The organism is Halalkalibacter sp. AB-rgal2 (assembly GCF_041821005.1).
Taxonomy (GTDB): Bacteria; Bacillota; Bacilli; order Bacillales; family Bacillaceae_D; genus Halalkalibacter.
The window spans coordinates 226,804-247,663 of record NZ_JBGUAV010000002.1 but is presented as its reverse complement, the minus strand read 5'-3'; the positions used below and the strand labels follow the sequence as shown (position 1 = coordinate 247,663).

Annotated in this window: 19 protein-coding genes; 13 read left to right on the top strand and 6 right to left on the bottom strand. The window is 36.4% G+C overall.

What is annotated here, in order from left to right; all coding sequences use genetic code 11:
* The first annotated feature begins 3 nt into the window (after positions 1 to 3).
* Entirely contained in the window at positions 4 to 756 is a 753-nt protein-coding gene (gene srtB / locus ACERJO_RS02745; protein ID WP_308446086.1) for a class B sortase, read from the top strand.
* A 49-nt stretch (positions 757 to 805) separates the two neighbouring features.
* On the opposite strand, the gene isdG is transcribed toward srtB, so the two are convergent.
* Genes isdG through ACERJO_RS02725 form a run of 4 tightly spaced genes read right to left on the bottom strand, consistent with a single transcriptional unit; the run spans position 806 to position 3,927 of the window.
* Positions 806 to 1,150 (bottom strand): heme oxygenase, encoded by a 345-nt coding sequence (gene isdG, locus ACERJO_RS02740; RefSeq protein WP_247105457.1) that lies wholly within the window; start codon positions 1,148 to 1,150, stop codon positions 806 to 808.
* A 28-nt stretch (positions 1,151 to 1,178) separates the two neighbouring features.
* Positions 1,179 to 1,976 carry an ABC transporter ATP-binding protein gene (locus tag ACERJO_RS02735; protein ID WP_373646472.1) on the bottom strand — a complete coding sequence of 266 codons (798 nt, stop codon included), beginning with the start codon at positions 1,974 to 1,976 and terminating at the stop codon, positions 1,179 to 1,181.
* Positions 1,976 to 2,971 (bottom strand): FecCD family ABC transporter permease, encoded by a 996-nt coding sequence (locus ACERJO_RS02730; RefSeq protein ID WP_373646471.1) that lies wholly within the window; start codon positions 2,969 to 2,971, stop codon positions 1,976 to 1,978. Before ACERJO_RS02730 ends, ACERJO_RS02735 begins: the two co-directional genes overlap by 1 nt.
* Positions 2,968 to 3,927 carry an ABC transporter substrate-binding protein gene (locus ACERJO_RS02725; protein WP_373646470.1) on the bottom strand — a complete coding sequence of 320 codons (960 nt, stop codon included), beginning with the start codon at positions 3,925 to 3,927 and terminating at the stop codon, positions 2,968 to 2,970. Before ACERJO_RS02725 ends, ACERJO_RS02730 begins: the two co-directional genes overlap by 4 nt.
* A 324-nt stretch (positions 3,928 to 4,251) precedes the next feature.
* Between ACERJO_RS02725 and ACERJO_RS02720 the strand changes: the two genes are divergently transcribed.
* The gene (locus ACERJO_RS02720; RefSeq protein ID WP_373646469.1) at positions 4,252 to 6,528 is read left to right on the top strand and encodes a beta-L-arabinofuranosidase domain-containing protein; all 2,277 of its coding nucleotides are present in this window, start codon (positions 4,252 to 4,254) and stop codon (positions 6,526 to 6,528) included.
* A 49-nt stretch (positions 6,529 to 6,577) separates the two neighbouring features.
* On the opposite strand, the gene ACERJO_RS02715 is transcribed toward ACERJO_RS02720, so the two are convergent.
* Positions 6,578 to 7,480 (bottom strand): helix-turn-helix domain-containing protein, encoded by a 903-nt coding sequence (locus tag ACERJO_RS02715; protein ID WP_373646468.1) that lies wholly within the window; start codon positions 7,478 to 7,480, stop codon positions 6,578 to 6,580.
* 261 nt (positions 7,481 to 7,741) lie between these two features.
* Here ACERJO_RS02715 and ACERJO_RS02710 point away from each other — a divergent pair, with 261 nt between their 5' ends.
* The 3 genes from ACERJO_RS02710 to ACERJO_RS02700 are packed head-to-tail and all read left to right on the top strand — an operon-like array spanning position 7,742 to position 11,294.
* A complete protein-coding gene (locus ACERJO_RS02710; RefSeq protein WP_373646467.1) occupies positions 7,742 to 9,352 on the top strand; it encodes an extracellular solute-binding protein in 1,611 nt (536 codons plus the stop codon).
* A 53-nt stretch (positions 9,353 to 9,405) separates the two neighbouring features.
* Positions 9,406 to 10,374 carry an ABC transporter permease gene (locus tag ACERJO_RS02705; protein ID WP_247105464.1) on the top strand — a complete coding sequence of 323 codons (969 nt, stop codon included), beginning with the start codon at positions 9,406 to 9,408 and terminating at the stop codon, positions 10,372 to 10,374.
* A gap of 20 nt (positions 10,375 to 10,394) precedes the next feature.
* The gene (locus ACERJO_RS02700) at positions 10,395 to 11,294 is read left to right on the top strand and encodes a carbohydrate ABC transporter permease (RefSeq protein WP_247105465.1); all 900 of its coding nucleotides are present in this window, start codon (positions 10,395 to 10,397) and stop codon (positions 11,292 to 11,294) included.
* Between the two features lie 97 nt (positions 11,295 to 11,391).
* Here the strand turns inward: ACERJO_RS02700 and ACERJO_RS02695 are convergent, their stop codons facing one another.
* On the bottom strand, positions 11,392 to 12,006 hold the full coding sequence (locus tag ACERJO_RS02695; RefSeq protein ID WP_247105466.1) for a YesL family protein: 615 nt from the start codon (positions 12,004 to 12,006) through the stop codon (positions 11,392 to 11,394).
* Between the two features lie 282 nt (positions 12,007 to 12,288).
* Between ACERJO_RS02695 and desA the strand changes: the two genes are divergently transcribed.
* The 8 genes from desA (at position 12,289) to ACERJO_RS02655 (ending at position 20,859) form a co-directional block, all read left to right on the top strand.
* Positions 12,289 to 13,341, top strand: coding sequence for a Delta(5) desaturase DesA (gene desA, locus ACERJO_RS02690; RefSeq protein WP_247105467.1), 1,053 nt, complete (start codon positions 12,289 to 12,291; stop codon positions 13,339 to 13,341).
* A gap of 104 nt (positions 13,342 to 13,445) precedes the next feature.
* Positions 13,446 to 14,555 (top strand): sensor histidine kinase, encoded by a 1,110-nt coding sequence (locus tag ACERJO_RS02685; protein ID WP_373646466.1) that lies wholly within the window; start codon positions 13,446 to 13,448, stop codon positions 14,553 to 14,555.
* 20 nt (positions 14,556 to 14,575) lie between these two features.
* A complete protein-coding gene (locus ACERJO_RS02680; RefSeq protein WP_247105469.1) occupies positions 14,576 to 15,175 on the top strand; it encodes a response regulator transcription factor in 600 nt (199 codons plus the stop codon).
* A 258-nt stretch (positions 15,176 to 15,433) separates the two neighbouring features.
* The gene (locus tag ACERJO_RS02675; protein ID WP_247105470.1) at positions 15,434 to 16,483 is read left to right on the top strand and encodes a BMP family lipoprotein; all 1,050 of its coding nucleotides are present in this window, start codon (positions 15,434 to 15,436) and stop codon (positions 16,481 to 16,483) included.
* A 224-nt stretch (positions 16,484 to 16,707) separates the two neighbouring features.
* Complete coding sequence (locus ACERJO_RS02670) at positions 16,708 to 18,234, top strand: ABC transporter ATP-binding protein (protein WP_247105471.1); 1,527 nt, start codon at positions 16,708 to 16,710, stop codon at positions 18,232 to 18,234.
* A complete protein-coding gene (locus tag ACERJO_RS02665; RefSeq protein WP_247105472.1) occupies positions 18,215 to 19,276 on the top strand; it encodes an ABC transporter permease in 1,062 nt (353 codons plus the stop codon). The genes ACERJO_RS02670 and ACERJO_RS02665 overlap by 20 nt, the downstream gene beginning before the upstream one ends.
* Complete coding sequence (locus ACERJO_RS02660; RefSeq protein ID WP_247105473.1) at positions 19,263 to 20,180, top strand: ABC transporter permease; 918 nt, start codon at positions 19,263 to 19,265, stop codon at positions 20,178 to 20,180. Before ACERJO_RS02665 ends, ACERJO_RS02660 begins: the two co-directional genes overlap by 14 nt.
* A 16-nt stretch (positions 20,181 to 20,196) precedes the next feature.
* Complete coding sequence (locus ACERJO_RS02655; protein ID WP_373646505.1) at positions 20,197 to 20,859, top strand: sulfite oxidase-like oxidoreductase; 663 nt, start codon at positions 20,197 to 20,199, stop codon at positions 20,857 to 20,859.
* Position 20,860: the final 1 nt, after the last annotated feature.

The following is a 20,860-nucleotide window of genomic DNA, read 5'->3' as shown; positions in this document are numbered from 1 at the left end:
TCAGTGAATAAGATCCAAAAAGTGATTCAACGGTGTATCACGATCCTATGTATCGCCGTGTTTACCTTTGCAATGTATCAATTAATAACAATTGTCTATGATTATGGGAACAACCGGCATGTATTAGCACAAATTCAAGATGTGTATGAAGTGGATGAGAATGGGTTAGGTGATGATCGTGATCAGATTCAAATGTCGTTTGATCCACTCTTAGAAATAAATGAAAATATCGTTGGATGGATAACGATTGATGGCACTCGAATTGATTATCCTATATTACAAGCGGAAGATAACGAATATTATTTAAACCGCAACTATTTACATGATGAGACGAGAGCAGGGAGTTTATTTTTAGATTATCGTAATGATGTTAATGAAGAAAATAGTCATACGATCATTTATGGGCATCGAATGAGAGATGGTTCGATGTTTGGGCAATTACCACGATTTTTAGAGCAAGAATTTTATGATGAAAATTCGACCATGTTGTGGGATACATTATATGAACAATATGATGTTGAAATCTTTTCTGCCTATATTACTACGACAGACTTTTACTATATTGAAACAGATTTTCGTGATGATCAACATTATGTATCATTTCTAGAGGATATCCAGGAACGTTCAGTCATTCATTCTAATGTGACGGTTCATTCAGATGATCAGATTATCACATTATCCACCTGTGATTATCAGCTTGATCGTGATGAGGGGAGACTAGTCGTTCACGGTAAATTAACTTTAAGAGAACAATAACAAGAACCTGCTACACTGAAATAAGGTAGCAGGTTCTTATCTATATAAATTATTGTGCAGCTTGGTCGATAGACGGATCAGTACCATTTAATGGATTTCGAACGACTTTTACATCATAGAAGGAAATGTCATTCTCAATAATGTATTCTGGAATTTCCCTTTTTTGATGAGATTCACGGAAAGCATCGCTTTTCGTCCAATTCTTAAAATCATCCTTCGAATCCCAACGAGTAACAACGGACACCTCATCATAATCTTTTGTATTTTGTGTAAAATGAACTTCAAGTCCAAGAAAACCTTCCATAAATTCGACTTTTCCAACTTTCTTGAAACGTTCAATTAACTTCTCACCATTTCCTTTAGTAATTTTTGAGCGATTTGTAACAATAACCATTGTAATTCCTCCTTGTTTTTAATAAATGTTAAGCATGCATTCGTCTATTGAATGGTTGTTTTTTTAACGGAATAATCAGTGGATAGTCGTCTTCATACATCACTTTCGCATCTATATGATAAACTTCTTTCAAAAATTGTGAGCTTAATAATGAATCTGGTTCACCCGAGTGTATTAATTTTCCTTGCTTCATTGCTAACAAATAATCACAATAGGCAGCGGCATGTTGAAGCTCATGTAGTACCATAATAATGGTTGTCTTTTCATGACGATTAATCTCTTCTAAAATATTCAGTACTTCTAATTGATGAGCGATATCTAAATACGTTGTAGGTTCATCTAAAAGCAATACAGGTGTTCTTTGAGTTAACGCTAATGCAATACGTACTTTTTGCTGTTCACCTCCAGATAAAGTATAAAACATTCGTTCAGCATACTTTGTAATATTCGTGATTCGCATAGCCCATTCAATGATGTCTTGATCCTCATCGTTTATTCGATCAAACCATTTCTTATATGGAGCTCTACCAAAATGGATAAGCTCCTTTACGGTGAGATTCGGTAGCGATTGTTTTGATTGAGGCATCATAGCAAGCTTTTGAGCGAATATTTTTGGGTGTAGCCCTCTAATCGATTGCCCTTCTAGGTAAATATTACCGCTTTCTTGTTTGAGAAGTTGAGCGATCGTTTTTAATAATGTTGATTTTCCAGAGCCGTTTGATCCGACGATGGCTGTAAGCTTCCCTTTTGGAATATGTAATGAAATATCAGATAAACAAAAGGAACCGATGTTCAATTGAATGTGTTCTGTTTGAATAGCATTCATTAAATCAAGCCTCGTTTCTTCAAAAGAATGAGAAAGAATGGTGCACCTAGAGCGGCAAGCAAGATGCCAACTGGTAGTTCAATCGGATCAAACCATGTACGGGCAATCGTATCAGCAACGACAACGAGTATGGCTCCATACATTGCAGAAAGAGGTAAGAGAAATCTGTAATCCTCACCAATTAAAATACGGATGATATGAGGGACAATGAGTCCAACAAATCCAATTAATCCTGCAACACTCACAGCTGCTCCCGCTAAAAATGCAGCTAAGGAAATGAGTAAAAATCGTTGCCATTCTACGCGTTGGCCGAGTAGTTTGGCAGAATCATCTCCTAGTAATAATAAATTGGCAGGTTTAATAGCTAATAGTGATAGCAGTAAGCCGATAAGCGCATAAGGGAACATAAATTCTAAATGGTACCAACTTCGTCCATTAAGACCACCAGCTAACCAAGGAAGGACGGATTGGACACGATCGCTATAAATGATCATGACACCGTTTTGAACAGCTCCTAATAATGCATTAATCGCAACACCTGCCAATATGATTTTCAAAGGCGAAGCTCCTTTATCCCAAGCGAGAAAATAAATCATCATGGCTGTTACGAAGGCGCCAATGAAAGCTGATATTGGTAGAAGGTAGCTAAATTGCGGTAAAATAAGCATCGTTAAACTAGCCATTAGTCCACCACCAGCTGTAACACCAATAATACCTGGATCTGCTAAAGGATTCTTCATGACACCTTGTAATAAGGCACCTGACACAGCCAAGCAAGCACCAACTAGTAGCGCAATTAAGACTCGTGGAAGTCGCAAGTCGAAAATAATAGTGTGATTGAGAGAACCTTCATCTGAAAAAAATACCATTAAAATTTCTTGAAGTGATATGGTGACCGATCCATATGTCAAACCGAAAAAAAGCGATAGTAAAAGAAGGAGAGGCGCTAAAGAAATCGCTATCGTTCTTCTTTTTTGGCGTTCTTTAATGTTCATGATTGCTCCTCATTGAAATAGAACAAATCGACTAATAAATCGAGTGCCTCTATAATTCTCGTACCAGGGTTGGAGCCAAATAAATCATTTGGTAATACATCAACAGCGTTGTTTTGTACTGCGGTTATTTGATTCCAAGCCGCATTTTGCTCTATTTCTTTTATAAAGCCTTCTTTGACAGCTTCCGAATCGCCATGACTCATTAGTAAAATATAGTGCGGATCAGCTTCAACAATTCGTTCGGTATTTAATTGAGCATATTGAGGAAAGGCTTCTAAGCTAGGAAAATCACTAGCCACATTATGAGCACCAACTAACTCAAGCATATGACCACTTAGTGAATTAGGTAAGGCGGCCATATATGTACCAGGCGCTCCGTAAATAAGTAATACACGTATTTCTTCAGTACTTTCTTGTAGTTGAGCGATTTCTGCAACCTTCTCATCGATAGAGTTAATAAGTTCACTTGCTTTACCTTCTTGTTGAAGCATCTCTCCAAACAGGAGAAGTTGTTCCTGAATATCTGTAACAGATCGGGCATGAGATAAAACCATTTTTGCACCGAGTGATTCAATAGTTGGGCGATCACCGAGGTTCATTTGAGTATGTCCTATGACGATTTCAGGTTGTACATATGTGACTTTTTCCAGATCTATTTCATGAGTAGAACCAATTTGCTCAACATCTGTCAGCTCTAGTAGAGACTCAGGTAATAATGCAGTAGGTCTTCCGACAACCTGCCCTCCAAGTGCCGTAATCATATCTAAATCACCGGTGCTTAACGCAACAATTCGTTCTGGAACACCATTAAAGGAGATCGATTCGTTTGAAAAGTCTGTAATCATATGTGTCACTTCATCACTACGATCTTCTGTTTCATTTATTTCGACATTGGAGCAGGAGATAATGATTGGTATAAGCATTATTAATAAAACAAAGGTAAGCTGTTCTTTCATAGGTGTCCTCCTTACAACACTTTACTGATAATGAATATCGATTTCACTATAAATGATAATGAATATCACTATTGATGTCAATGATAATTACTAAAATTTTCTTTTAAACCTCCTTTTTCTATTAACAAGAAAATGAGTATTACAATGAAAAGTAGACGAGGTGAGTTCTAACGATATGAGTTGAATAATTAAGTTCTATAAATCGACAGGTTGTTAAGTTGAAAGTCGGATTTATCTACCAAATATATGATTTTTCATACCGATTTTTGATACTGCTCATGTTACGATACTACAAATGGTCTGATGTCATAGGAGGAGAAATAGATGGATCAAGTATATTTACTAGAAGGATTGTTTAAACAATCAGAAACAATAGGAAAGGAATATTTACTTTACTTAGATATTGATCGATTATTGGCTCCGTGCTATGAAGCTGTCTCGAAGCAACCAAGAAAACCACGGTACGGTGGGTGGGAGTCCACGGGTATAAGTGGGCATTCAGTTGGTCATTGGTTATCAGCTATGGGGCAAATGTATGAGGCTACGAAGGATGAGTCTCTAAAAGATAAAGTTATGTATACGATTGATGAACTTGCTCTTATTCAAAGTTATGATACAGATGGTTATGTAGGAGGGTTTCCACGAAAATGCTTTGATCTGACGTTTTCAGGTGACTTTGAAGTAGAGAATTTCAGTTTAGCTGGTCAATGGGTGCCTTGGTATAGTTTACATAAATTGTTTGCTGGATGCATTGATGTTTATCGCTTAATGGGGTTGAACAAGGCTCTTGAAGTAGTAGTAACGTTAGCGAATTGGGCAAAAAAAGGCACTGATTTATTAACAGATGAACAATTTCAACGAATGCTAATATGTGAACATGGTGGAATGAATGAAGCGATGGCAGACTTGTATGACATAACAGGTAACAAAGACTTTCTTGAATTAGCGATTCGATTTTGCCATGAAGAGGTTCTAGAACCGTTGGCACAACGAATAGATCAATTGGAGGGTAAGCACGCTAATACACAAATCCCGAAAGTAATCGGAGCTGCTAAATTGTATAATTTGACAGGCGAAAAAAAATATAAGGATATGGCTATATTCTTTTGGAATGAAGTAACCACACATCGTTCATATGTCATTGGTGGTAATAGTATTAATGAGCACTTTGGGCCGTTAAATAGTGAAAAATTAGGCGTTCAATCAGCAGAAACGTGTAACACGTACAATATGCTCAAACTAACAGAGCTGTTATTTGGATGGGATCAAAAAAGTGAGTACTTTGATTTTTATGAAAAAGCATTATATAACCATATATTAGCGTCACAAGACCCCGATAGCGGGATGAAAACATACTTTGTTTCAACTCAACCAGGACATTTCAAAGTATATTGCTCTGCTGAGAATTCATTTTGGTGCTGTACTGGGACAGGAATGGAGAACCCAGCTAGATATTCTAGGGGGATATACTATTCAGATCAAAACAATTTGTTTGTCAACCTGTTTATTTCGTCTCGCTTTAAGTCTGAGTCTAATTCCATTTCAATTAAGCAAGAAACTGAGTTTCCGCTTTCAGATCGTGCTAACCTCTTCATCGAACATACACCCGTAGATGAATGGAACTTACATATTCGTGTTCCGTATTGGGTGAATGGTCAAGTCATTGTCGATGTCAATGGTCAAAAAGAGGATGTAGCTATTTTAGATTCGGGATACATTTGCATTCGACGTAAATGGAAGCAAGGTGATAAGGTAACTGTTCAATTGCCGATGAACTTACATATGTACGTAGCAAAGGATGATCAGAACAAGATTGGTTTTATGTATGGACCAATCGTTTTAGCAGGCGCTTTAGGAAAGGAACAGTTTCCTAAAACAGATATATTAGAAAACCACTTGTCGCTTAATAATCATCCGTTAATAGATGTTCCAACACTAGTAACAGAACGTGATCAAATTCTTGATCAAATCTATTTAATTGATGAGAAGTCATTAACCTTTGAAACAGAAGAGATTGGACAACCCGGTCAAAAGAAATTAAAGCTGATCCCATTTTATCAATTACATCACCAGAGATATACATTATATTGGCATGTAATGAATGAGGCTTCCTACAATCATTTTATTGACGATGAAAAAGAAACGCTCAAGAAATTGAGAGAACGGACGATAGATGAAGTACAACCGCATGAACAGCAACCAGAAGTTGAACACCAGTTAAAGAAACATAATTCTCGTTCGGGCTACTTTAATGTCATGCAAAAAGGTTGGCGTGATTGCTATGCTGGAGGATATTTCAGTTATGAGCTAAAAGTATCTCCTAATGAAAAAATGGCTTTACAAGTCATGTATGTTAATAATGAATCGCGCATCCATATAGATGGGGGTTGGTATAAACGTCAATTTACAATTGAAATTGATGGCACGACTCTTTCAGAGATTAAAATAAATAACTCAGAAAATGATGAGAAATTATTTGTAGAGGAATGTTTAATCCCGTTTGAACTCACAAAAGGGAAAGAAACAATTGAAGTAAAATTTACAACCGATGAAACAGAAGCTACTGGACGTATTTATGAAGTTAGAACAGTTCGTAGTTAAATGTTTAGAGGTGCTCACATTACGGGCACCTCTTTTCGGTTCGATGCAGTTAAACATTATTCATTGGCATACGAAAATACGCTTTTCGAAATTCAGTAGGGGTCATCTGCTCGTATTTTTTAAATAATCGCATAAAATACTTCTCGTCATTTAGACCTAGGGTGATAGCGATTCCTTTAACGGTTACATTAGTATTCATGAGAAGTTCTTTAGCTTTAGAAATCTTCATTCGATGAATGTATTCTTGAATGTTATAACCGGTTGCCTGTTTAAAGATGCGAGATAAATAGTCACTATTATATTGGAATTCCTCGGCTATCATCGTTACGGAGACTTTCTTGAATACGTGAATTCGAATCCACTCTTTTATCATTTCTACTTTTCGCTCAGCTGCTGTATCCAATAAAACCGTTTTATAATGATAGATCGTTTGTTCAGATATTTCAATGAGTAGTGAAGTGGCTAAATAGTGTGTATTATACGTATTGTAGTAATTAGCTTTCACAACATCAAATAATTGCTTACACAAAATATGAATTCGTTCAACTTCGCGAGGCTTAGTATGGATTGGTAATAAAACAGTTGAACACGAATGATTATTAATGGGTATCAGATTTGAACGCATGGATGTTACTTCACTATCCATCATTTTACGTGTGAGTAATGAATAGTTGTAAGGAAATGTGAAATGAAACCAATAATAGGAAGTGCCTATTGGTGAAGGGTTAAATCCTACATGAAGCTGTCCAGGAACTAAAAAAAGGATTTCCCCAGGTAAGACGGTGTACCGTTGATCATTCTGTTCAATGTAAAGCGTTTCATTCAAATTTATAATGACAACAAATATATCAATATTGCGTTTCATATGGGTCCAATTCTCCGTCGTAATAAATTGACCTCCAGAATGAAAGTTGATTGGCTGTTCAACGGACGATTTAATGAATTCGTTCATCCTCATCCTCCTCATTGGTATAGTGAATTCAGTCGGATTAATCTACCCTTTATAAATAATTCGCTACCGACAAATCCAATTCCTTTCTATAAGATAAATTTATACACACATTAATCAAAATCAAATAACAAATATGAATTTCAAATTATGTAAGCGTATTCTTTTTGTTTATTTGATTGATAAGAAGGGGGGGTTTCATTTAATTCCGCTTTAAAATCATGATGATTGAAGTTTAAATTTGAATTCATTGGGGGGAATCAGATGAAAAAGTTCAGTTTGATCGTTTTCATATGCAGTTTGATGGTCATCTTGTTTACTGGTTGTAGCAATAATGAAACAAGCCAAGAGGAGGCCGAAGACGGAGTTGTTCATTTGACTGGTATTATTTTGAAACATCCGCTCACGAAAGATGTTAACGATATTGAATGGCTTAAAGAGGCTGAAGATAGAGCTGGTGTCTCAATTGAATGGGAAGAGGTCACGGCTGATTGGGATCAGAAAAAGGGAGCGATGTTGGCTGGGAGTGACATACCTGATTTAATTGTGGGGCCTAATGCGATAACAGATGCTGATTTCGCTCGATTTACTGGGTTATTTCAAGATTTAACAGAATTGATTGATGACCACGCACCAAACGTTCAAAAAATGTTTGACGAGAAACCTGAGACAAAAATTATTGCTACCCAATTGGATGAAAACATTTATGGTTTACCTAAATATCAACGTTTTTGGCCAGATACGGGTACGAGACAATTTATTAATCAAGAATGGCTCGACAATCTAGGATTAGACATGCCAACCAATTGGGATGAACTTCATGAAGTGTTACTTGCTTTTAAAGAGCAAGATGCCAACGGTAGTGGTAATCCTAATGATGAAATTCCAATGGATTTTGCTCCTGTTGGAACAGGGGGCTTCGGTTTCTTCCATCCAACTGTTTTACTAGGCAGTACAGGAATGACGATCTCTGGTGGTGGAGGTCAAGGGTATTTCGTGGAAGATTCTGAAGTGAAGAACTTTTTTGTTGATGAGCGCTATAAGGAGCATGTTCAATTTTTGAACCGTTTATGGGCAGATGGGTTAATTAATTCTGAAGTATTTACTCAAGAGTATACAACTTACCAATCATTAGGTCGAGGTGATGGATCGACTGCGAAGGTAGGTTTTACATTTGGCTGGGAAAAAACAGATCGATTTGGGAATGAATTAGCGTCCCAGTATACGTCGATGCCACAAATTGCAGCATCAGCAAATCAAACAGAAGATCTTTCATGGACATATGATTATAACGAGTTAAATTATGGCGTTAACATGGTGCAAATGTCTTCAGCAACTGAAAATAAAGAAGCTGCTATGAGATTTATTAATGAATTATATGATCCCGCAGTTAGTATGCAAGTATTATTTGGATCGCTTGGAACGAACATTGAAGATAATGGAGATGGCTCTTACACTGTACTTCCTCCAGAAGATGAGCAAATGGATCCTGGAACGTGGAAATGGACGACAACCTGGGCAGATAATGGCCCAATGTATATCTCCGATTCTCTCGATTTAATATTAGGAGAAGATATGCAAGATGTTTTAGGACAAACGGAACCTCTTAATGATGTATTATCAAATATTGATACTTTGACTGATGTGTATCCAGGAATTTTCATTAAGTATAGCGATGAAGATAATAATCAAATGAGTTTAATTAATACAGACTTTATGAACTTAGCAATGGCCAAATATTCACAGTGGATCACAGAAGGTGGCATTGAAAATGAATGGGATGCTTACGTTGCGGAAATAGAAAGAATCGGACTGCAAACAAACCTCGACATTATGCAACGTTATTACGATGACTACATTCAATCAATAGAATAGGAAACTATGTGGGGGGTTCATATACTAGACCCTCCAAAAAAGGGGAGTTGTTCATGGCTCTGATTCAAACGAATAGGAATACCACTCAGTCAACGGCACAAGTTGAACTTAATAAAAAGCCAACCGTTTTTAACACGTTTAAACGTGATTATCAGCTTTGGTTACTCCTACTTCCAGCTGTTCTGTGTGTGATCATCTTTAACTACGTACCCATGTATGGAATCCAGTTAGCTTTTCGTGAGTATGACTTTGCTGCTGGGCTAACAGGTGGAGAATTCGTTGGTTTTAAATATTTCCAGCAGTTTATAGACAGTCATCTATTTACTGATTTAATCAGAAACACAATCGTTATTAGCCTGACGACGATACTTGTCGGTTTTCCTGCACCAATTATTTTGGCTTTATTAATTAATCAGATTCGCTTTAAACGTACAAAGAAACTATTACAAACAACGGTCTATTTGCCACACTTTATTTCGATAGTCGTTATTGTCGGGATGATTAATGTATTATTGTCTCCTAATTCAGGTGTTGTTGGACACTTTATGAGTGCTATAGGATTAGGTCACATTAATTTGCTTGCTTCTACCCAAACATTCGTACCTGTCTACGTATTATCCGATGTATGGCAACATGTTGGATGGAATAGCATCATTTACTTGGCTGCTTTAGCTAGTGTTGATCCACAACTATACGACTCTGCCAAAATGGACGGAGCAAGTAGGTGGCAAATCATAAGAAATGTAGAGTTACCAGCGATTGTTCCAACAATCATCATTTTACTCATTTTAAATATGGGGACGATTATTAGTACTGGCTTCGAGAAGATTTATTTAATGCAAAACCCATTAAACCTTCCTGTTTCAGAAGTAATAGAAACATACGTTTACAAAGTAGGGATCATGTCAAGTCAGTTTAGTTATGCTGCAGCCATTGGTCTATTTAATACGGTCATTAATTTTTCGCTGCTTGTTCTAATGAATTATATCGCCAATCGTACATCGAAAATAAGTTTATGGTGATTTAACAGGAGGTTTTTACGATGGGGAAATTCAAATATGAGAAACGATCTGATTTACTTTTTGATATAATGGTTTATGTGATATGTGTACTTGTTTTTCTAGTCGTTGCTTATCCTCTATACTTTGTCGTCATTGCTTCTGTCAGTGATTCAACACTCGTTTCAACCGGGCAAGTTCTACTATTCCCTAAAGGTATTAGTTTATTTGGTTATCAAGAAATATTTTCTGATTCTCGTATATGGACTGGGTATAAAAATACGATTATCTATGCTACGTTAGGGACACTTATTAGTTTAATATTTACTTTACCAGCTGCATATGTGTTATCACGTTATGAATTTAAAGCACGGCGGTTTTTTATGTTTTTCTTTGTCTTTACAATGTTTTTCAATGGTGGCTTAATCCCAACCTATTTGTTAATGAGAGATTTAAACTTAGTGAATACGATGTGGGTTTTTATTTTTAATCCTGCGACTGTTAATATATTTAATTTAATTATTACAAGGACTTTTTTTGAACATACGATTCCAAAAGAAATGCATGAAGCAGCATCGATTGATGGCTGTAATCATTTTCGCTTCTTCATAAGTATTGTTCTACCTTTATCAAAGGCAGTTATTTCAGTAATTGGTTTATATTATTTAGTGTTCCACTGGAATAACTTTTTTACTGGTTTAATTTATGTACGTGATTACAGTTTACAGCCTTTACAAATTGTATTAAGGGATATATTGATCTCTAATCAAGTTTTTGCTGAAGGAGCTGGTAGCGGTGGAACAGCAGGAGGGTATGCCCAAAGATACGCTGATCAGATTAAATATGGTGTTATTATTGTTTCAACCTTACCTGTATTAATTATTTATCCTTTTATACAAAAATATTTTGAAAAAGGTGTAATGATTGGATCAGTTAAAGGATAGAATATGTGAAGTTGTATGAAGAAGCAGCTCAACACGGGAATTCGCTGTTATTGTTGAGCTGCTTTTAATTATGTCTAAATTTAAGTGGTGAATGTTTTTATGCTGGCTGCTTGTTATGTGGAAATGATAAAGAGGCAATTTTCATAATGAGCAGGGCCATTAAACTGACACCGAATACCGGAATTAATCCTGGTATTTTTAAAAATAAAAAGAATATCGCTGCAACACCCAAGAGTAACATAATAGAGTGTAGGGGGCGTCCAATTGTAATAAAAACAGCATATTGGAAATATCTCCACACTTTTAAATCATAATGAATGAGAACTGGAAAAATCATTAGTGCACTTAATGAAAAAATTAAACAAATTAATAAAGTAATAACAGTCAATGATAAATGAAAAAATGTATAATCGAGTTGTTGCAATATATATAGGTTAACAAATAAGAGTATACCTACGAAAGAAAAGATGTAACCAATTAAGTTTGCTCGAAGGAATTCTTTTTTAAATGAGTGTAGAAATGGTTTGAAAATAGCACTTTGATCAGTTTTTAATATAAAATCTCTAGTAACAGAAAACAGTGCTGCGGTTGCAGGGAAGATCGTAATAACGACGAGACCTAATACAGTGAATAAAAGCCACAATATGTTGAGAAGAAAAAGGTTGAGTGCCATATTACCTAAACGAATGTACCATTCTGAAACCCCTTTCAAAAAAACACCTCCATAAAAAAGTTCGTATGTATATTTTACGAAATAGTAATAGAAATGTAAATTGATTTTTTGTAACATTACAATTCAATTTATAAGTCGTTTCATGCCAGTATAAACAGTAAATTGTGTTGCTATTGATGAAACAGAAATCTTGTTTGAAATGATGCATGTAATCATTACATATGACATTTGTCATATGTATCCTTTGACGTTCATGACTTCTTATGTTTTGGGTTATCCTTTAAAATGTAGTAAAAGTACTCGTTTTAGGGAGGCGTCAATATGAGTAATCAAAAACTGGCTCAGCTTAGAAAGAAAGTTGTACCTTTTGAAAATTCTGATCAAAACTCTAGTTTGAAACAAATCGTTAACACAATTCCTCCGTTTTTTATTTTATGGGGTCTAGCTTATATGAGTTTAACTTTATCTATTTGGTTAACGTTATTTTTCTCCATTATTGCAGCGGGATTTGCTGTTCGAATTTTTATTATCTTCCATGATTGCTGTCATGGCTCATTTCTGAAAAATAAAAAAATGAACACGCTACTAGGAACGATAACAGGTATTATGACGATGTTCCCTTTTGAAAAATGGAAATGGGAGCATTCAATGCATCATGCAAGTAGTGGCAATCTGGATAAGCGCGGGATTGGTGATATGTGGGTGATGACTGTGGACGAGTATGTTAATGCTTCGTTTAAGGAACGTTTGGCGTATCGCTTATATCGTAATCCGCTAGTTATGTTTGGATTAGGACCTGCTTATCTCTTTCTAATTACAAACCGAATAAATCGTAAGAAGGCTAGAAAAAAAGAACGCTTAAATTTATACGTGACAAACATATCAATCGTTCTTATATATGCATTCATGATTTGGCTAATCGGCTGGCAAGCCTTCTTCATTATCCAAGGAACGGTCATGTTTGTATCCGGAATGTTAGGTATTTGGTTATTTTATATTCAACATCAATTTGAGGATTCATATTTTGAAGATGAGCAAGAGTGGGATTATGTAAAAGCGGCTATAGATGGAAGTTCATATTATAAGCTGCCGAAAGTGTTACAGTGGATAACGGGTAATATCGGTTATCATCACGTTCATCATTTAAGTCCTCGTGTTCCTAATTATCATTTACAAACGGTGCATGAAACGGTTACACCACTCCAGAAGGCAACAACTGTTTCGATTAAAACAAGTCTACAAGCTATTCGATTTAGGTTGTATGATGAAGAATCAAAAACATTCGTGACATTTAAAGATATTAAGCAAGAGCTTCAAAAAAATAAAAAGACAATTCAATTAGAAAAGAGAAGGCTAGGCTTACAAGGGAAGTAAAAGAAGAAAAACCGTTCAATGACGATTGAATGGTTTTTCTTTACAATTAAGGTATAAAATCAAGTATAATAAAAGGAAGGCTTATGACTAGAAATGAGGTTCGTATGCAGAAGTGGTACAATATTTTTCCTAAAAACACAGGATTAAGCATTTATGTTTGGATTATTTTTTGCCTTTTGCCCTTTTACTTTATTTTTAGAACGTCCTCAGCTTTTGAAATTATTTTTGGTTTTGTCATGATTCTATTCTTTTTTACAGCGTATCGTCTTTCGTTTATTTCAAAGGGGAAGCTTGTTTATCTTTGTGTAGCTATCGAAATGATAATTAGCGTTACGATGACATTGCTTTATGGTTATGTATATTTTGCTTTATTTTTGGCGTTTTTTATCGGAAATATTAAAAGCAAAGTTGGCTTTTTTACACTCTATGTCATTCATTTAATTACAACGATTATTTCGGTATGTATTTGTTTTTTCATTGAAAGAGAATTGTTTATGTCTCAGTTTCCTTTTATCGTCATGTCCGTTATAGGTGTAATTTTGATGCCTTTTAATTCATATAACCGCAATAAGCAGGAGCAGCTTGAGAATCAATTAGAGGACGCAAATCAGAGAATATCAAAGCTAATGGTCATCGAAGAGAGACAGCGTATTGCTCGTGACCTTCATGATACTCTCGGGCAAAAATTATCATTGATCGGATTAAAAAGTGATTTAGCTAGAAGGCTTGTAGATGTTCAAGCATCTCAGGCGAAGAATGAATTGTTGGATATCCATCAAACGGCAAGAACAGCATTGAAGGAAGTACGAGAGATGGTTTCGAATATGCGCGGAATTAAATTAGAAGAAGAGGTTGAACATGTGCAACAGCTACTATTAGTTGCAGATATTGACTTTTCTTTAGAAGGCGAAACAAACTTAAAGCATACGCCGTTGCTAGTTGAAAATGTCATAAGTATGTGTGTGAAAGAAGCTGTTACCAACATTGTCAAGCATAGTCAGGCGACATTATGCCAAATAAGTATTCAAGAAACGAATGAGGAGTTACGGATTCTCATTCACGATAATGGAATTGGTTTTCAAATGGAAGCTGAAGCAACAGGAAACGGGTTAAGGGGCATTAAGGAACGTTTAGAGTTTGTAAATGGTAGTGTTGACATTCGAAATGAAGATGGTTCAACTCTCGATATATATGTACCGAATATTATTAAGTGATGACCGGGGGAGGGGGTAACATGATACGAATTGTTATCGCAGAAGACCAAGGAATGCTATTAGGAGCATTAGGAGCACTTCTTGATTTGGAAGAGGATATGATTGTTGTTGGAAAGGCCCGAAACGGTGAAGAAGCCATACAATTAGTTGAAGAGAAAGAGCCGGACATTTGTATTATGGATATTGAAATGCCCGTGATGAGTGGTCTAGATGCTGCAGAAAGATTAATCAAACAACCCTGTAAAGTGATTATCCTAACGACTTTTGCTCGTTCAGGTTATTTCGAGCGAGCTCGCCAGGCTAATGTATGTGGATATTTACTAAAGGATAGTCCAAGTGAGGAACTGGCGAGTGCGATTAGAACGATTATGAAAGGAAGAAAAATATACTCACCAGAATTGGTTGACCTTGTGTTTGAAGCAGATAATCCTTTAACCGAAAGAGAGAGGCAAGTCATCGAATTAATGGCAGACGGAAAAAGCACAAAGGAAATTGCAAGTGAGCTTTTTTTAACGAATGGCACAGTACGTAATTATATTTCAGTCATTCTTGATAAATTGGATGTCAGTAATCGTATAGAAGCGATTGCGAAGATTAAAGAAAAAGGTTGGTTTAAGTAAGCATTCAAATGAGGGGGATTCTTTTGATCGTTTGAATTCTTATGTTTACTGTATGTAAGCGTTTAGCTAACTGGTTTTGTTCTCCTCATTCATATATGAAAATCTATTAAGAATATTGACAGCATACTGTTTTCTTCATAAGATAAGCATAGTCGACAAAATTCTTCAAATTTTTATACAATTTCATTCTATGTTTCTAATTGATAAAAAGGAAGGTTTGTTTTGACGAAAAAATAGAAATGAGTGGGGGATAATAAGTTGAAAAAGGTATTAACTGTGCTAATGTTGCTTCTATTATTACTTGCAGCATGTGGAACGAATGATAATGACGAAGGTCAAGATGATAGTGTATCAGGTGATGAAGACGAACAAACACAAGAGACAGCTTCTGATTTGAAAATAGCATTAATTTTACCAGAAAGAATTGGTGTGAATCCATTTTTTCAGCAAATGGAAGATGGAGCGATGCAAGCAGGAGAAGATTTCGGTATTGATGTAACATCAGTGGAGTCTACTGACTATTCAGTCATTGAAGAAAACCTTCGAGTCGCTGTTGCGGAAGGGTATGATTTAATTATTACAGCTGCATTTGAAGCTGAGGACCCTTTAACAAATGTTGCAACTGATCACCCTGATCAAGCGTTTGCGATTATTGATACCGTTGTAGATTTACCGAATGTGAGTAGTGTGAATTTTGATGAGCACGAAGCTGCATACTTATTAGGAGCGGCAGCTGGCTTAATAACTGAAACGAATGTTGTCGGTATGGTAGCAGCAATGGATATTCCTTTACTTTCAAAATGGACAGTAGGCTTTGAAGATGGGTTGCAAGCTACGAATCCAGATGCAGAATTTGTTCTGAATTTCGTAAATGACTTTGCAGATCCAGCTCGAGCTAAGGAATTAGCTATGTTACAGGCTTCTCAAGGTGCAGACTTTATCGCGGGAGCGGCAGCGGTTGGTGACCTAGGTGTGTTTGAAGCAGCTGAGGAAGCTGGCTTCTTAACAGCTGGACAAGATGTCGATCGAACTGTTATCGATCCTGACCATATTGTGCTTTCACAAATCAAAGGTACTGATGCAGCTGCATACGAGACGATTAGATCCTTTGTAGAAGGTAGTCTTGAGGCTGGTGTCGTAAGCTACGGTCTTGCAGATGATGGTGTTGGTTTAACATATGTGACTCATGAGAGTGAGACGCCACTAAGTGATAAGGTAGGAGAAGACGTTATTGAGCAAGTGAAAGAAATAAAGGATGAAATTGTTTCAGGTTCTTTAGAGGTTCCTAACCCTCTTCACGCAGAGTGATGCTTGGCCAGTCGTGTGTAAAGATACGTAAGAAGAAGGGTTCCTTTCTTTTTACATAGGTACTGAAAAAGGTTGTTGATTTTTAACATTTTTGGTGACCTACAGTTTGGTGACTCCTACGTATTAACCCTTTCAATTAGGTTAATGAATTTAGTGAGTCACCTTTTCCTTGTTTTTAAAGGTTCTATTATTAAAACAAACGTCCGTTAAGGAGGGATAACCTCATGTCGACTATTTTGGAAATGAAACATATGTCTAAGAAATACGGTGATTTCTATGCAAATAAGGATATATCATTTTCATTAAATAAAGGACAAGTTCATGCCATCATTGGTGAAAATGGTGCTGGTAAGACGACTTTAATGAGAATGTTATATGGAATGGAAACTCCTACAACAGGTGAGATTTGGATGAATGGGAAGAGTGTTGTCTTTTCAAGCCCATCCGATGCAATTCATCATGGAATTGGGATGGTTCATCAACATTTTATGTTGTTTCCATATTTGACCGTATCAGAAAATATCGTTATTGGTCGTGAACCAAAAAAGTTAGGGTTCTTTCAGCGAAAAGAAGCGATAAAAGCAGTAGACGCTTTAGCAGAACAATATCGTATTCCATTACGTCCAAAGCAAAAAGTAATGAAATGCTCACTCGGTGAACAACAAAGAATTGAAATTATTAAAGTCCTATATCAAGGGGCTGATATTATTGTTTTAGATGAACCAACTGCTGTATTGACACCTTTAGAAGTAGAAGGTCTTTTGAAAACGATTCGTTTTTTGGCATCTCAAGGTAAGAGTGTCATTATTATCACTCATAAACTTCAAGAGGTGATGGATGTCGCTGACTATGTAACTGTACTGCGCAATGGCGAGGTGACAGGTTCTATGCCGATTAGTGAAGCAACCTCACATATGCTAGCCACTTTAATGGTCGGTCGTGAGTTGAAGAAGGTAGATGAAAGAATATCAATGAATGGGGAACGCTTTCTTGAACTTGCGAATGTTCGTGTACAGGAGAATGACGATAAGCCTTTATTAAAGGGTGTCTCCCTTCATGTTAATCGAGGAGAGATTGTAGGAATTGCCGGAGTATCAGGAAATGGTCAGTCAGAGCTTATTCAGGCGATTTCAGGGCTCATTGACATTCAAAAGGGTTCAATTAAGCTAGATGGGAACTTTATACAAGCTCTTAATGTGAAAGAGAGAAGAGATGCAGGGATCGCCCATATCCCAGAAGACCGCTATAAATGGGGTGTTGCAAAAGATGCAACGGTTGAAGAGAATGCCATAATCGGTTTTCATCGTAAAGAAGGGTTTATAGCGAATGGCTGGATTAAAAGGAAATCACTTCATCCGGTTATTGGACGTTGGGTGAATCAATATTCAATTAAGACAAGTTCAATAAAAGAGGAAGCTTCTAATCTATCTGGTGGGAATCTTCAAAAGCTAATTGTTGCACGCGAATTAGGACAGAATACACCATTTCTAATTGCAGCTGAACCAACACGTGGTGTTGATATTGGAGCGATGGAAGTTATTCATGATTCGATTATACAAAAACGAAATGACAATGGGTCTGTATTACTTGTCTCCTCAGAATTAACCGAAATTATGAAGCTATCTGATCGAATTCTTGTCATGTATGAAGGAGAAATTGTTGGTGAAATGAGTCGTTCTGAAGCAACGGAGGAAAAACTCAGTATATTAATGGCAGGAGGTAATTTGGAAGATGCGCTCAATGAAAAATAATGCACTTATCCAACCGCTTTTTGCTATTTTTATCGGCTTATTAGTAGGAGCAATTGCCATGCGAGCTTTAGGTGAACCTGTTATAGAAACGTACAGTGAGTTATGGAAAGGTGCTTTTGGAAATCTTTATTTTATTATGTCTACTCTTGCAAGAGCAACTCCTATTCTTTTAATTGCCCTAGGTGTAAGTATTGCCTTTCGGGCAGGGGCTTTTAATCTTGGAGGAGAGGGACAGATGGTATTAGCGGCAGTAAGTGCTGCTCTTGTCGCACTTTATTTTCCTGGACCTGGATTTGTTAAATTAATGGGTGCAGTCATTGTTGGTTTTGCTGTCGCAGGAGGGTGGTCAGCTCTTGCTGGATGGATGGAAGCGAAATTTAAAGTACAACTTATTATTTCAACCCTTTTAATGAATTATATAGCGGTTTTATTTGCGAGCTATCTAGTTAGTCATCCGTTTCAAGATCGAGATGGCTCAGCAGCACTCGCTCAGTCTAAATTGATAGATGCTTCAGCTTGGATCCCTAAAATTTTAACAGGGATGAGTGTTCATTATGGATTTATCATTGCTATTGTTATTGCTATCGGTTTATTTGTTACTTTTCGTTACTCCGCGATTGGCTATGAAGTGAATATGCTAGGAAAGAACCCGTTTTTTACTTCTTACGGAGGAGTTCACAGAACAAAGGTTATGCTTATAAGTATGTTTGTAAGTGGTGGAATTGCAGGGTTAGCAGGTGCATTTGAAGTGTTAGGCTCCCATCATCGTTTTGTTGATAATGCCTTAACGGTGCCGGAGTATGCGTGGATTGGCATTATGGCAGCTCTACTAGCGAAATCTAATCCAATTGCGATCGTCTTTAGTTCGATCTTTTTGGCGGCCTTACATACTGGTTCTTTAGGAGTTGAGCGTAATACAGATGTTCCTTTAGAAATCGCAAGTGTCATTCAAGCTGTACTCATTCTATTTATTTCTGCTCAATTAACGTTAACGTGGATTAAGGCACTCAAGAAAGAGAGGAAAAACAATGGAGCTATTTGATCTTTCTCTTTTAAATTCAACTTTAAGAATGGTCACACCTATTTTGTTAGCAGCACTCGGTGGAATGTTGTGTGCTCGTGTCGGAATATTTAATGTCGGACTTGAGGGTTTAATATTAGTTGGGGCCTTCAGTGCCATTGTCGCTAATTATTTTACTGGTAACTTGTGGTTCTCAATCTTTTTTGCTGCATTAATGAGTATGCTTTTTTCACTTATTTTAGCTGTTATGACAATACAGTTTAAGGCAAATATGATTGTTGTTGGTATTGCCATTAACTTTTTAGCTTTAGGACTTACGACCTTTTTGTTGAGAACAATTTTTGATGTGAAAGGTGCATTTTACGATAATACAATGTCAGGTTTATCAAACATTCATATTCCAATTGTGCAAGATATTCCTGTTCTTGGTACAATATTTTCAGGACATACGATTCTTGTTTATGTTGCTTTAATTGTACCGTTTATTTTGTTTATCTTTATGTATCGTACCGTAACTGGATTTCGAATGATATCCGTAGGCTATAATCAAGTTGCTGCACATAGTTTAGGTATCCGAGTTAAAGGGTTACAATACTTAGCTGTTGCAATGAGTGGTGTGCTTTGTGGGTTAGCTGGTGCCCAATTGTCATTAGGGCTTGTAACGATGTTTTCTGAAGGGATGACAGCTGGAAGAGGCTTTATCGCTCTTGTCGCAACAATGCTAGGTCAATCTCATCCATTTGGCGTATTAGGAGCTAGTCTATTATTTGGATTAACAGATGCTCTTAGTACACGGATGCAGAGCTTTTCAATTCCGACTCAATTTACGAGTATGATTCCATATATTTTAACTTTAGTTGCGATGTTTTTACTTAAAGGAAGAGGAGTAGAAATGAATCATTCTAATCAACAAAGTTCACGCTAAAAGGAAGTGAAATATGATGAAAAAAGCTGATCGAATTAAACGAATGAAAACGCCTAAAAACCGTGATTCATTTAATGGACGTCTTCCAGAAGGGCAAGTTTTAACAGAAAAATTCCCAATCTTGCATGAAGGTGATGTACCAACCTATGACCTTGACGAGTGGTCATTAAAAGTGACAGGTAACGTAAATAAGGAAGTAACACTAACGTATAAGGACATTATGAACATGCCGCAAACCGATATTACAGTTGATATACATTGTGTTACTAGATGGTCAAGGTTTGATAATGCATTTACTGGCGTTCGGTTTAAAGATTTTTTAAAAGAGATAGGAGTCGAACCAAAAAGTAATTATGTTATGCTTCATGGAGACAATGATTATACGTCAAATATTGAACTGAAGGATTTAATGGGTGATGATATTTTATTAGCTCATTCATTTGATGGAAAGCCTCTAACAGACAAGCATGGTTGGCCGTTAAGACTAGTTGTTCCCCATCTCTATTTTTGGAAAAGTGTAAAATGGTTACGAGGATTTGAATTTATTGATGAAAATGAACCAGGATTTTGGGAGGAAAATGGATTTCATTTACGCGGAGATCCCTTTAAAGAAGAACGCTTTTCTGGTGAAGATTTAGATATACCAGCAGATGAGTGGGAAAAAAAGGAGTTTGATTGAT